This is a genomic window from Pseudomonas sp. S31, from assembly GCF_016648105.1.
In the GTDB taxonomy this organism is placed as follows: Bacteria; Pseudomonadota; Gammaproteobacteria; order Pseudomonadales; family Pseudomonadaceae; genus Aquipseudomonas.
Genome location: NZ_JACVVE010000009.1, coordinates 26,589 through 39,683, shown reverse-complemented (window position 1 = coordinate 39,683; position 13,095 = coordinate 26,589). Strand labels below are relative to the sequence as shown.

The following is a 13,095-nucleotide window of genomic DNA, read 5'->3' as shown; positions in this document are numbered from 1 at the left end:
GGTTCAAAACCTCGGCATCATCACTGGCCAGGGCTAAGCACCCTCTCAAGCTCCGCACCACGCTCGCGGGTCAGATCCAGCACGCACATGCCCCCTTCCAGTTGCGCCATGGTCCCTCCGCTGGCCTGCACATGGAATTTGCAATTGGCGTCGCGATAGGCGATCCACTGGCGCTGCACATCGCGCAGGCTCTTCTTCGGGCCGGTATCGAGCTTGGTCATCAACTGTTTGTACACGCGGTTCAGCCGCTCATCCTGCAGCTGGGTCTCGGCCTGGATACAACTGCTCATGGCCACGGTACTGGACGCCTTGTCCATGCATTGCGTGTAGGCCGCAGAGTTGTCCTCGGCCATGGCCAGCGGAGCCAGGCAGGCCAGCGCAAAGCCGATCAGGTGTCGCTTGTTCATCGAGTATCCCTCCAGGTGAACATCAAAGCGTCTGTGCCGGCTCAGGCGGCATCAGCACCTTGCCCGGCTCGAAGCGCAACGCCGGCATCTGCGTGGCGGCATACAACGTCACCGCCAACGCCGCGATCAGTACCACGTCGAGCCAGTGCCAACCCGGCACATCCGCAGCGCTGCGGGCCTGCCAGCATTGCCAGGCCTGGCCGGCGCAGAACACCAGCAGCGCCAGCAACCACAGGTAGAAACCGGCACCGAAGCCGGTGAGGTCGTGGAACGCGTAACTCAGGTTATCGGGCAGCCGTTCGATACCCAGGCTGCTGGCCGCCAGGTACAGGGCTGCCAAGCCCAGCACCAGGGCCAACCGGCGAAACCGCCGATGGGCCAGGATCGCCACGGCCAGCAACGGGTTGGCGAACCACTGGAACAATCCGAAGGGCACGCCCCAGGGCCCGTACAGCAGCATCTGCAAGGCCGGCATATGCCGCCCGCCCCCCATCAGGGCGCCATCGAACGCCAGGCTGAGCAAGTACAGGGCGAGGCTGATGGCGATGTAAAAGGCTGGCAAACGTTCGCTCCGCGTCAGGTCGTGAGAAATGCCGACCATACCGTACGATGGCGTCAGGCGACAGGCGGTTCGAGCAGCAACCCGTAGATCCCCGAGTCGGACAACTCGCCGGCGACGCACCACCGCGCCCGCAAAGTGCCTTCCAAGACGAAGCCCTGGCGTTCGAGAGTGCGCGCCGAACCCTGGTTACGTGGGTCGATCTCGCCTTCCAGGCGGCGCATGTGCAGGGTGTGGGCGAGGTAGTCGATGAAGCAGGTGAGCGCTTCATCCATGTAGCCCCTGCCCTGCACCGCACTGGCCAGGCAATAGCCGATCTCGCCGCGGCGGGAAACATCATCGATGTTGAACAACTGAACCATGCCAATCAACTCACCGTTGTCGCGGCGGTACATGCCGAGCTTGAGCTGGTCGCCGTTGGCATAGGCTTCGCGGTCCGCCGCCAGGGCGCTCTGGGCTTCGGCCAGGTCCTGCCACGGCGCATGGTGCCAGTAGCGCATGACCTCGGGGTCGGCCATGATCGCCAGCCATTGCGCGGCATCGGCGTGGCGCATGGGGCGCAGTTGCAGGCGCGGGCTGTCGAGGCAGAGGTCACTGGGGAAATTGCGGGGTGGGGTCACGCCGGATCTCCTGTCCATGGCTGAGGAGATGACAGTTTAACGTCAAGCGGCGGATTGTCGCACCCAATCGCCGGCACGCCGGCGATTGGGCCAGTCCGGATCAGGCCACCTCGGCCCCATCGTCCGGCCAATGCGGCTCGTTGGCCCCCGGCGGGGTCAGCGGTGGCAGGCCATAGGCCGCCCGGGCAGCGTCGCAACTGGGGTTGTGCATCCCGCCTTCCCACGATGCCTCGAACTCACGGCATGGGCTGGAGCGGTTGGCGTAGATGGTACAGGCCACGTCCTTGCCGATTTCGCCCTGCAGGCTCACGCAGCGGCATGGCTTGGCATCGGTGCCGATCATGGCAACACGGGAGGGGTTGATCTGCACCACCAGGTCATCCGGCACGAGACCTCCGGCAGACTGGCATTCACCCCAAAAGAAAGACACACGGAAAAACCCGCAGCAGGCGCCGCAGTCAAGGCAAGGGTTGTATTCGGACATGATGGCACGGAGGGAAGGTTGTTGTTATCGGGGCTCGCCCGCGGCGCCATTTGTAATCCAACCGAGGTCGGCTGAGAAGAGGGGCAAGCAAAAAAACATTGCCACCGATCCGGTGGCAGTGGGGCCGCCTTGCGGCCCCTGCATCGCAGTTACTTGCGGGCCAGCCCGTCAGCCCGGAACATCTGCCGGATGCCGCGGATCGCCTGGCGAATACGGTCCTGGTTCTCGATCAGGGCGAAGCGCACGTGGTCGTCACCGTAGTCGCCGAAACCGATGCCCGGCGATACGCAGACCTTGGCCTCGGCCAGCAGCTTCTTGGAGAACTCCAGCGAGCCCAGGTGCGCGTACTGCTGCGGGATCTTCGCCCAGACGTACATCGACGCCTTGGGGTTCTCGACCATCCAGCCCAGCTCGTGCAGCCCCTTGACCAGCAGGTTGCGCCGCTGGCGATACTGCTCGGCGATATCGCGTACGCACTGCTGGTCGCCTTCCAGCGCGGCAATGGCCGCGACCTGCAACGGCGTGAAGGTGCCGTAGTCGTGGTAGCTCTTGATGCGCGCCAGGGCACTGACCAGCTCGGGGTTGCCAACCATGAAGCCGATGCGCCAGCCAGCCATGTTGTAGCTCTTGGACAGGGTGAAGAACTCCACCGCGATGTCCTTGGCGCCCGGCACCTGCATGATCGAGGGCGCCTTCCAGCCGTCGTAGACGATGTCGGCGTAGGCCAGATCGTGCACCACCAGCACATCGTACTGCTTGGCCAGCGCCACTACGCGCTCGAAGAAGTCCAGTTCCACGCACTGGGCGGTAGGGTTGGACGGAAAGCCGAGAATCATCATCTTCGGCTTGGGGATCGACTCGCGGATCGCCCGCTCCAGCTCGTTGAAGAAGTCCACGCCAGGCACCAGAGGCACCGAACGCACTTGGGCACCCGCGATGACAGCGCCGTAGATGTGGATCGGATAGCTGGGGTTTGGCACCAGCACGGTATCGCCATGATCGAGGGTGCCGAGCATCAGGTGCGCCAGGCCCTCTTTCGAGCCGATGGTGACGATGGCTTCGCTTTCCGGGTCGATCTCGACCTCGTAGCGTTCCTTGTACCAGTTGGAGATGGCTCGACGCAGGCGTGGGATGCCGCGGGAGGTGGAGTAGCCATGGGTGTCGTCGCGCTGGGCAACCTGCACGAGCTTTTCGACGATGTGCGGCGGCGTGGCACCATCAGGGTTGCCCATGCTCAGGTCGATGATGTCCTCGCCACGGCGGCGGGCGGCCATCTTGAGCTCGGCGGTGATGTTGAAGACGTAGGGGGGGAGACGATCGATGCGCGCAAAGCGGCGCGGCGAACCTGGGTTGGCCATGGCTTCCTCTGGAGACGTAAGCGCCCGGAACCGTCCGAGCGACGCTGGCCGATATAGCGGCCTGGATCAGAAGATAATGCCGAAACTCATTTTATGTAAAGGATAATTTCTCGTTTTATTATATCTTTTCAGGTGGATGCCTTAAAAATTCAAGATCTACATTTTCAAGCTAGGCCTCTTCGCGGGTAAACCCGCTCCTACAGGTAATGTGGAACCCTGTAGGAGCGGGTTTACCCGCGAAGAGGCCATTACAGGAAAACATCCATAAAAAAACCCGGCACGATGGCCGGGTTTTTTCAGCTGTAACAGGCGAGCATCAGCGTGCGTAGGTCATCAGCACGTCCGCAGCAGTCTGGCTGTCCACACCCATCATCACGCTCAGGGCAGTAACGGTGAGAATGGAGAAACCAAACACCTTGCGCGCCCACTTGCTGTCGTCCTCGGCCTTGTAGCCAGCCCAGGCCATGTACAGCCAGTACAGGCCCATGGCTGCCGCCACGGCCAGGTAGCCGAGGCCGGCGTAACCGCCGAGGGTGAGCATCAAGGTCGCGAGCACGAAGGCCAGCACGTACAGCACGATCTGCTTCTTCGCCGCGAGGATACCGCGCGCCACCGGCAGGACCGGGATGTTGGCAGCGCTGTAGTCCTTGAAGCGGAAGATGGCGATGGCGAAGCTGTGTGGCATCTGCCACAGGCTGAACATCACCAGCAGGGTCACCGCAGCCAGGTCGAAGCTGTTGCTCACGGCGCAGTAGCCGATCACCGGAGGCATGGCACCGGAGAGGCTGCCGACCAGGGTGCCGTGCACCGATTTGCGCTTCAGCCAGAGGCTGTAGAAACCGACGTAGACGATGAAGCCGATCAGCGCACAGAACGCCGACAGCGGGTTGGCCTGGACATACAGCAGGCTGAAGCCCGCCACCCCGAGCAGGGTGGCGTAGATCAGTGCGAGGGGCAGCGACATGCCGCCCTGTACCATGACGCGGTTCTTGGTGCGCTCCATCTTGTGGTCGATGTCACGGTCGATGCAGTTGTTGAACACGCATCCGGACGCCACCACCAGCGAAGTACCGATCACCACCGCCAGGAACAGGGCGAAATCCACATGGCCCTTCGCGGCAAGGAAGAATCCGCCTGCCACGGAAAGCACGTTACCGAAAATGATCCCCGGTTTGGTGATTTGGATAAAGTGCTTAACGGACATGCAGTCTTACCTCACTTGGCCAGCATTTCGGTGTGGATGCTGAACATGATCCACAGCGACAGGCCGACCAGCAGCGCGATCACCAAGGTGGTGAACAGGAACGTCGACACATTGGAACGCTGCTCTTTCGAGCGATCCATGTGCAGGAAGTACACGAGGTGTACGACAACCTGAATCACAGCCATGGCCACGATGATCAGAACGGTCAGGTTCTTCGGCAGGCTTGGCGACATCGCCAGGCCGAACGGGATCGCGGTCAGGATGATCGACAGGATGAAGCCGATCATGTACGACTTGACGCTGCCGTGATTACCTTCGTGATGAGTGTCGTGTGCGTTAGCCATTACAGAACTCCCAGCAGGTAGACGACGGTGAACACGCAGATCCAGACCACGTCCAGGAAGTGCCAGAACAGGCTCAGGCAGCTCATGCGGGTCTTGGCGGTCGACGTAATGCCGTGCTTGTTGATCTGGTACATCATGATTGCCATCCAGATCAGACCGGCGGTCACGTGCAGACCGTGGGTACCTACCAGGGCGAAGAAGCCCGACAGGAAGCCACTGCGGGTCGGGCCGAAGCCTTCGCCGATCAGGTGATGGAATTCATAGATTTCCATCGCGATGAAGCCTGCACCGAACAGGAAGGTCACGGCCAACCAGCCCAGCACGCCCGCTTTCTTGCCGGCGAACATCTTCAGCATGGCGAAGCCGAAGGTGATCGAGGACAGCAGCAGGAACAGCGTTTCAACCGCTACGAAGTCGAGCTGGAAGATGTCGTGACCCGACGGGCCGCCGGCAAAACTGCCGGACAGCACCGCGTAGGTGGCGAAGAGCGACGCAAACAGGATGCAGTCGGTCATCAGGTACAGCCAGAAACCGAGGACGGTCATCTGGCCCGAGTCGTGGTGGTGGTCATCGTGCGCATGGTCGTGACCATGCGCGCCACCGTGGATTACTTGGCTGGACATTGATTACACCCGTTCAAACGATTCGACACGTGCGCCGGCAGGCAGAGCACCTGCATTGGCCAGCGCCTTGAGACGCTCGCCTTCGATGCGCGCCACTTCTTCGGCCGGAACCATGTAGCCCTGGTCGTCACGCGCGGCGTGGCGAACGAAGACCGCGATGGTTGCCAGCAGGCTCGCGCCGACCAGCCACCAGATGTGCCAGATGAAAGCGAAGCCGAAGACAGTCAGGAACATACCCATGAACAGACCGGTAGCGGTGTTGTTCGGCATGTGGATCGCTTCGTACTTGCCCGGAACCTTGTAGGCAACACCGGCTTCCTTGGCTTCGTTCCAGCAGTCCAGGCCAACTTTCTCTGGCATGTGGGCGAAGTTGTAGAACGGAGGTGGCGACGAAGTCGACCATTCCAGGGTACGGCCGCCCCATGGGTCGCCGGTCACGTCCAGGTTCTGCTCGCGATCGCGGATCGAAACGACGATCTGGATCAGCTGGCAGGCGATACCGAACAGGATCAGCACGGCGCCGGCAACGGCTACGTACAGGTAGGGTTCCCACAGCGGGTTGTCGGAGTGGTTCAGACGACGGGTCATGCCCATGAAGCCCAGGGCGTACAGCGGCATGAACGCTACGTAGAAGCCGGAGATCCAGAACCAGAAGGCAGCTTTGCCCCACTTCTCGTTCAGCTTGAAGCCGAACGCTTTTGGCCACCAGTAGGCGAAGCCGGCGATGTAGCCGAATACCGCACCACCGATGATCACGTTGTGGAAGTGAGCGATTACGAACAGGCTGTTGTGCAGAACGAAGTCAGCACCTGGAACAGCCAGCAGAACGCCAGTCATGCCACCGATCGAGAAGGTGATCATGAAGCCCAGGGTCCACAGCATGGGTGGCGTGAAACGCACACGGCCCTGGTACATGGTGAACAGCCAGTTGAACAGCTTCACACCGGTCGGAATGGAGATCAGCATCGTCGCCAGGCCGAAGAAGGTGTTGACGCTGGCGCCGGCACCCATGGTGAAGAAGTGGTGCAGCCATACGGCGAAGCCCAGCACGGCGATGGCTCCCGATGCGTAGATCATCGAGTGGTGGCCGAACAGACGCTTGCCAGAGAACGTCGAGGTGACTTCCGAGAACACGCCGAAGGCCGGCAGGATCAGGATGTATACCTCAGGGTGACCCCACGCCCAGAACAGGTTGACGTACATCATCGGGTTCCCACCAAGCTCGTTGGTGAAGATGTGGAAGTCCAGATAACGGTCAACGGTCAGCAGAGCGAGTGCAGCGGTCAGGATCGGGAACGAAGCGACGATCAGCACGTTGGCCCAGGTGCAGGTCCAGGTGAAGATCGGCATGTCCATCAGCTTCATGCCAGGTGCGCGCATCTTCATCACGGTGACGAGGAAGTTCACACCGGTAAGCGTCGTACCAAGGCCGGATAACTGTAGCGCCCAGATGTAGTAGTCGACACCTACCCCAGGACTGTACTGGATGCCTGCGAGCGGCGGATAGGCAACCCAGCCGGTCTTGGCGAATTCACCAACGCCCAGCGAGATGTTGACCAGCAGCACGCCTGCCAGCAGCAGGTAGAAGCTCAGGGAGTTCAGGAACGGGAAGGCAACGTCACGTGCACCGATCTGCAGAGGAACCGCCAGGTTCATCAGGCCGGTGAAGAACGGCATCGCCATGAAGATGATCATGATCACACCGTGAGCGGTGAAGATCTGGTCATAGTGTTCAGGCGGCAGGTAGCCTTCGGAGCCACCGGTAGCGGCAGCCAGCTGAGTACGCATCATGATGGCGTCGGCAAAGCCGCGCAGCAGCATGACCATCGCGACGACGATATACATCACCCCGATTTTCTTGTGGTCGACCGTGGTCAGCCACTCGCTCCACAAGTAGGTCCACTTGCGGAAATAGGTGATAGCACCAACGACAGCGATACCCCCGAGCGCGATCATGGCAAGCGTCACCATGACTATCGGCTCGTGGAAGGGTATCGCCTCCAGGGTTAATTTACCGAACATCTCTTACTCCTCTGCACCGGCAGCTGGTTGCATACTCGATTCCACACCCTTGGTTGTGGCCAGATCTTTGCTGCCTGCTTCTTCGTGACCACGACCGCGGTTCATGCCTTCGTACTTGTCGACGATCAGCTGGAACTGCTCTGGCGAAGCCTCGCTATACAGCACGACTGGGTTGTTTTCGCTTGGTTTGGCCAGGGCGTCGTATTCAGCCTTGTCCAGTTTCTTCGGCGACTGCTTGACCTCGGCGACCCACTTGTCGAAGTCTTCCTGAGAGGTGGCAGTGGCCTTGAATTTCATGCCGGTGAAGCCAGCACCGCTGTAGTTGGCGCTGATACCGTCGAACTCGCCGTTTTCGTTGGCGATCAGGTGCAGCTTGGTGGTCATGCCGGCCATGGCGTAGATCTGGCCGCCCAGGCCCGGGATGAAGAACGAGTTCATCACGGCGTCGGAAGTGACGCGGAAGTTGACCGGGGTGTTAGCTGGGAAGACGATCTTGTTGACCGTGGCGATGCCCTGCTCCGGGTAGATGAACAGCCACTTCCAGTCCAGCGCGACCACGTCGATCTGCACCGGCTTCACATCGGAATCCAGCGGACGATACGGGTCCAGCTTGTGGGTGGATTTGTAGGTGACGTAACCCAGGGCGATGATGATGATGATCGGGATGATCCACACCGCGGCCTCGATCTTGGTCGAGTGCGACCAGTCGGGGGTGTAGGTGGCAGCCTTGTTGGAAGCACGGTACTTCCAGGCGAAGGCCACGGTCATGATGATGACCGGGATGACCACCAGCAGCATCAGGCCGGTAGCGATCAGGATCAGGTTCTTTTGCTCAATGCCGACCTGACCTTTCGGGTCGAGCAGGGTCCAGTTGCACCCACTGAGTAAAAGCATGCCTAAAAAGGGCAATATGCCAAACAGTCTGGGGTAACGCTTTTTACTCATCTCACGACCTCTAGATCAGCTTGCTTCAATGCAATTTGTGTTTTGGTAGCCAACACCTCGTCCTGCCAGGTGTCAGCAATGTGCGCCCGTACTCGCTCCCGCCGGGGTCCGACTGCAGGATCCTGGCTTCAAGCGTGTTAGCGGTGCTTTTGGTTTCGTAGGCACAGGCCTGTACTTCAGACCAAGTCCATTTGGTGCGGAAAACGCGGAGGGGGGTCCGCCCGGTATCGCCGTTGGGCGAAACTTGACGAAGTCAGCAAAAAGGAGCGCTGGGGCTTCCTTCAATCCTGCGACTTGCAAGCAGTGCCGAACGGAAATTGGGGGCGATTGTAGATAGGTCGCCAACCCTTGACTATGACTTATTGAGCAACAGTCTTTTACAGAATACGCAACAATCAAGCCCGATAAATCAACTTCGCGACAGTTTGTCGCACCCCGCCTGATAGCCCTCAAGGCCTTGCCAGACAAGGCCTTGAGCTTGATCCGGAGCAACCGGCGGGGGACTTTTCACTCGTCTCGTCCGGCGTAAAAGCCCCTGCGTAATTCGGGACTTTTGTCTAACCCCGGCGCCGGTTGCGGAGGATGCCCAGCGGCACCAGCACGGCCGTGAGAACGAAGGCCACCAGAGCCCATTGCGCCAACGACAAGCCGAGGATCGGCGGGTATGGCGTGCTGCAGAAGCCATCGACCTGGAACACCAGTGGCCAGACCTTGGCCAGGGGCAGGTCATCGACGATCGGTTGGAGCGTATCGATGCCGCAGCTGACCATCGGGTTGGCGAGTATATACACATGGTTGCCGGCTGCAATGATTCCGCCAACCGCACTCAGCACCACCAGCCCCTCGAACAGCGTCAGGCTGCGTCGCCCCGGCATGGCCGCGCCGATGAAGGCGAACAGCGCGATCAGCAGCAAGGCATAGCGTTGCAGGATGCACAGCGGGCAAGGCGCCTCGCCGAGCACCACCTGCATGTACAGCGCACCGCCGATCAGCGAGAGGCAGATTACCCCAAGCAGCACCAGGAAGCGCCGCTCGCGATTCAGGCGCAGTGTTTGTTCGTTCATTGCCGGTTCCTTCGATGGATAGTGGCAGCGTGGTTGCCTGCCTCGCGCAAGTCTACACGCTGGCATGGCCCTGGGAGCATGCCGAGGAAGCGGCCGGAGCGCTGCGCGGAGCTATTCATGGAAGCTATCGGCAGAGGCCATGTGACCGGCGAGAGCCGAACGGGTTCAATGCCGGCCGGCAAAAAGCGCCTGCCCGGGCGTCGCGCAGGGGCAAGCCCCTCGACACCCGGGAGTGAAGGATACCGTGATTAAAGGAGGATTAAAGATGAAAAATCGCCCAGGGGGCGTTCATCTTCTTCCTTTATATATAGGCAGGAAGTGTGTGCCTGTGCTGGCGGATTCGCGGGGCAGTCCACTTTGTGGGAGCGGGCTTGCCCCGCGAAGAGGCCAGCACAGGCGCTGCATCACTCCAGCGCTGCCGCCGGCCCGAAGAACTCGTAGCGGCTCTGCTGCTCCGGCACACCCAGCCCTTTGAGCTGGCGCTTGACCGCCGCCATGAAACCTTTCGGCCCCAGGAAGTAGGCATCGACGTCACGCTCCTGCGGCAACCACTGGCCCAGTTGCTCCTGGCTCAGCAGGCCCACGGCGCTGGCGGCCTGGCTGCCGTCGTCCTCGGCATAGCAGTAGAAGCGCTTGAGCTGCGGATGGCGTGCCGCCAGGGCGTCGACCCAGTCACGGAAGGCATGCACCGCGCCGTTGCGGGCACAGTGGATGAAGTGCACAGGACGCTCGCCCTGCAGCGCCGCCTCGAGCATGGCCAGGGTCGGGGTGATGCCCACGCCGCCGCTGATCAGCACCAGTGGCTTGTCACTGGCTGCCAGGGTGAAGTCGCCTGCCGGCGGGAACAACTGCAGGGTGTCGCCGACCTGCAACTGATCATGCAGGTAGTTGGAGACCTTGCCTTGGGCCTCGCGCTTGACGCTGATGCGGTATTCCTTGCCATCGCACAGGGCCGACAGGGAATAGTTGCGGCGCTGTTCGGCACCGTCGATGAACAGTTGCAGGCCGATGTATTGGCCAGGCTCGGCCTTGAGCACCGGCTTGCCGTCGACTGGGGCAAAGTAGAACGAGACGATCTCGCTGCTTTCCTGCTCACGGCGCACCACGCGGAACTCACGGCTGCCACGCCAGCCACCCGCTGCCTCTTCCTTCTGTTTGTACAGGCCTTCCTCGGCACCGATCAGGATGTCTGCGAGCTGACCATAGGCCGCGCCCCAGGCGTCGATCACCGCCGGGGTGGCGATGTCTTCGCCGAGCACTTCCTTGATCGCACGCAGCAGGCAGCCTCCGACGATCGGGTAGTGCTCCGGCAGGATCTGCAGGGCAACATGCTTGTTGATGATCTGCCCGACCAGCCCGCCCAATTGCTCGAGCTGATCGATGTGCCGGGCATACATCAGCACGCCGTTGGCCAGGGCCCGTGGCTGGTCGCCACTAGCCTGGTGGGCCTGGTTGAACAGTGGGCGAACTTCCGGGTGCTCGCTGAGCATCATCTTGTAGAAGTGGGTGGTCAGTGCCTCGCCACCGCTTTCCAGCAGCGGAACGGTAGCCTTGATGATTGCACGTTGTTCGGCAGTGAGCATTTGCAACGACTCCTAAGCCTGCGGCTTCGAATGGGTTGCCATGGATGTATCAGCAATCGTGCCAACTCTGCGGCCTAGTAAAACCAAGGGCTAGGCGCTAGCCATGTCAAAACGACATAGGGCGGCGTATAGTCATAACGACTCACAGGAGTCCATATGACTGCAAAGCCACTGCTCACCGCCCTCCTCCCCCTGGTCAGCGACCTGTCCCGCGACCTGCCCGACCAGGAACGCTACCGACGCCTGCTGCAAGCCATGCGCGGCCTGCTGCCGTGCGACGCCGCCGCGTTGCTGCGCCTGGATGGCGAATGGCTGGTGCCGCTGGCAGTCGATGGCCTGTCCGCCGATACCCTGGGGCGGCGCTTCCGGGTCAGCGAACACCCCCGTTTCCAGATCCTGCTCAGCCACCCCGAGCCCACGCGCTTCGCCAGCGACTCGCCATTGCCCGACCCCTACGACGGCCTGGTCAACGCCCCCCATGCCGACCTGGAAGTCCACGACTGCATGGGCTGCCCGCTGATGGTCGACGAACGCCCCTGGGGGCTGGTGACCCTGGATGCCCTGACCCCCGGCCAGTTCCAGAGCCTCGAGCTCGACGCCCTGCAGGCCTTCGCCAGCCTGGCGGCGGCCACCGTCACCGTGGCCGAGCGTATCGAAGGCCTGGCCCTGCGCGCCGAGGACGAGCACCAACGCGCCGAGGTCTACCGCCAGGCCAGCGGCCAGGACCGCGAGCTGATCGGCCAGAGCAAGGCGCACAAGCGCCTGGTGGAAGAGATTCGCCTGGTCGGCGGCAGCGACCTGACCGTACTGATCACCGGCGAGACCGGCGTCGGCAAGGAGCTGGTCGCCCAGGCCCTGCACCAGGCCAGCAGTCGCGCCGACAAGCCGTTGATCAGCCTGAACTGCGCGGCTTTGCCCGACACCCTGGTGGAAAGCGAACTGTTCGGCCATGTGCGCGGCGCCTTCACCGGCGCCCACGGTGAACGTCGTGGCAAGTTCGAACTGGCCAACGGCGGCACGTTGTTCCTCGACGAAGTCGGTGAGCTGCCGCTGGCCGTGCAGGCCAAGCTGCTGCGCGTATTGCAGAGTGGCCAGCTGCAACGCCTTGGCTCGGACCGCGAGCACCGGGTGGACGTGCGCCTGATCGCCGCGACCAACCGCGACCTGGCCGCCGAGGTGCGCAGCGGCAACTACCGCGCCGACTTCTACCACCGCCTGAGCGTGTACCCGCTGCAGGTGCCGCCGCTGCGCGAGCGAGGCCGCGATGTGCTGCTGCTGGCCGGTTACTTCCTGGAGCAAAATCGCTCGCGGCTTGGCCTCGGCAGCCTGCGTCTGAGCAGCGAGGCCCAGGCCGCGCTGCTGGCCTACGACTGGCCGGGCAACGTGCGCGAGCTGGAGCACCTGATCGGCCGCTCGGCGCTCAAGGCCATGGGCCAGCACCCGCAACGTCCGCGCATCCTGACCCTGGAAGCCGGCGATCTCGACCTGCATGCCGTGGCACCCCTCGCCGAAACGACCGCTCCAGCACCGACTGCCCCCTTGGAATTCCCCGGGGGAGGGCTGCGTGAAGCGGTCGACGACTACCAGCGCAAGCTCATCGAAACCTGCCTGCACAAGCACCAGGACAACTGGGCGGCAGCCGCTCGTGAATTGGGACTCGATCGCGCCAACCTGAGCCGCCTGGCACGCCGTCTGGGCGTACGCTGAAGCGCTCCGTTAACGAAAGGATTAACCCAGAAAGCCATCTGGCCGGGTGCCACCAGGCTGCTATATCTCCCTAACGAACCGGTAACAGGGCCGTTACTCCGCCAACATGTTGCGCACTTCGTCCAGTGACCGGACGACCTGCGCGAACCCTGCTGGTCGGCAGTCGATCCTCTAC

General features: G+C 62.0%; 13 protein-coding genes. 1 reads left to right on the top strand and 12 read right to left on the bottom strand.

The features are described from left to right. Positions 1-20 precede the first annotated feature (20 nt). The 12 genes from IAE37_RS09125 to hmpA all read right to left on the bottom strand — a co-directional run bounded on the left by IAE37_RS09125 (position 21) and on the right by hmpA (position 11,213). Positions 21-407, bottom strand: a complete 387-nt coding sequence (locus IAE37_RS09125; protein WP_201172499.1) for a lysozyme inhibitor LprI family protein — start codon at positions 405-407, stop codon at positions 21-23. Between the two features lie 22 nt (positions 408-429). After that, positions 430-969 (bottom strand): hypothetical protein, encoded by a 540-nt coding sequence (locus tag IAE37_RS09120; protein ID WP_201172496.1) that lies wholly within the window; start codon positions 967-969, stop codon positions 430-432. A 53-nt stretch (positions 970-1,022) separates the two neighbouring features. Then, positions 1,023-1,586 carry a GNAT family N-acetyltransferase gene (locus tag IAE37_RS09115; RefSeq protein ID WP_201172493.1) on the bottom strand — a complete coding sequence of 188 codons (564 nt, stop codon included), beginning with the start codon at positions 1,584-1,586 and terminating at the stop codon, positions 1,023-1,025. 100 nt (positions 1,587-1,686) lie between these two features. Next, entirely contained in the window at positions 1,687-2,070 is a 384-nt protein-coding gene (locus tag IAE37_RS09110; protein WP_201172490.1) for a YkgJ family cysteine cluster protein, read from the bottom strand. 149 nt (positions 2,071-2,219) lie between these two features. After that, positions 2,220-3,428 carry an alanine transaminase gene (gene alaC, locus IAE37_RS09105; RefSeq protein WP_201172487.1) on the bottom strand — a complete coding sequence of 403 codons (1,209 nt, stop codon included), beginning with the start codon at positions 3,426-3,428 and terminating at the stop codon, positions 2,220-2,222. A gap of 316 nt (positions 3,429-3,744) precedes the next feature. Further along, positions 3,745-4,632, bottom strand: a complete 888-nt coding sequence (gene cyoE, locus IAE37_RS09100) for a heme o synthase (RefSeq protein WP_201172484.1) — start codon at positions 4,630-4,632, stop codon at positions 3,745-3,747. An 11-nt stretch (positions 4,633-4,643) separates the two neighbouring features. Further along, positions 4,644-4,976 (bottom strand): cytochrome o ubiquinol oxidase subunit IV, encoded by a 333-nt coding sequence (gene cyoD, locus IAE37_RS09095; protein ID WP_201172483.1) that lies wholly within the window; start codon positions 4,974-4,976, stop codon positions 4,644-4,646. Continuing rightward, positions 4,976-5,599 carry a cytochrome o ubiquinol oxidase subunit III gene (gene cyoC, locus IAE37_RS09090; RefSeq protein WP_201172481.1) on the bottom strand — a complete coding sequence of 208 codons (624 nt, stop codon included), beginning with the start codon at positions 5,597-5,599 and terminating at the stop codon, positions 4,976-4,978. The genes cyoD and cyoC overlap by 1 nt, the downstream gene beginning before the upstream one ends. A gap of 3 nt (positions 5,600-5,602) precedes the next feature. Next, positions 5,603-7,621 (bottom strand): cytochrome o ubiquinol oxidase subunit I, encoded by a 2,019-nt coding sequence (gene cyoB, locus IAE37_RS09085; RefSeq protein ID WP_201172480.1) that lies wholly within the window; start codon positions 7,619-7,621, stop codon positions 5,603-5,605. A gap of 3 nt (positions 7,622-7,624) precedes the next feature. Continuing rightward, positions 7,625-8,566, bottom strand: a complete 942-nt coding sequence (cyoA, locus tag IAE37_RS09080) for a ubiquinol oxidase subunit II (protein WP_201172479.1) — start codon at positions 8,564-8,566, stop codon at positions 7,625-7,627. Between the two features lie 557 nt (positions 8,567-9,123). After that, the gene (locus IAE37_RS09075) at positions 9,124-9,630 is read right to left on the bottom strand and encodes a disulfide bond formation protein B (protein ID WP_201172478.1); all 507 of its coding nucleotides are present in this window, start codon (positions 9,628-9,630) and stop codon (positions 9,124-9,126) included. Positions 9,631-10,034: 404 nt separating this feature from the next. Further along, positions 10,035-11,213 carry an NO-inducible flavohemoprotein gene (gene hmpA, locus IAE37_RS09070; protein WP_201172477.1) on the bottom strand — a complete coding sequence of 393 codons (1,179 nt, stop codon included), beginning with the start codon at positions 11,211-11,213 and terminating at the stop codon, positions 10,035-10,037. 156 nt (positions 11,214-11,369) lie between these two features. On the opposite strand from hmpA, the gene norR reads away from it, so the two are divergent. After that, a complete protein-coding gene (norR, locus tag IAE37_RS09065) occupies positions 11,370-12,920 on the top strand; it encodes a nitric oxide reductase transcriptional regulator NorR (RefSeq protein ID WP_201172476.1) in 1,551 nt (516 codons plus the stop codon). The last annotated feature ends 175 nt before the right edge of the window (positions 12,921-13,095 follow it).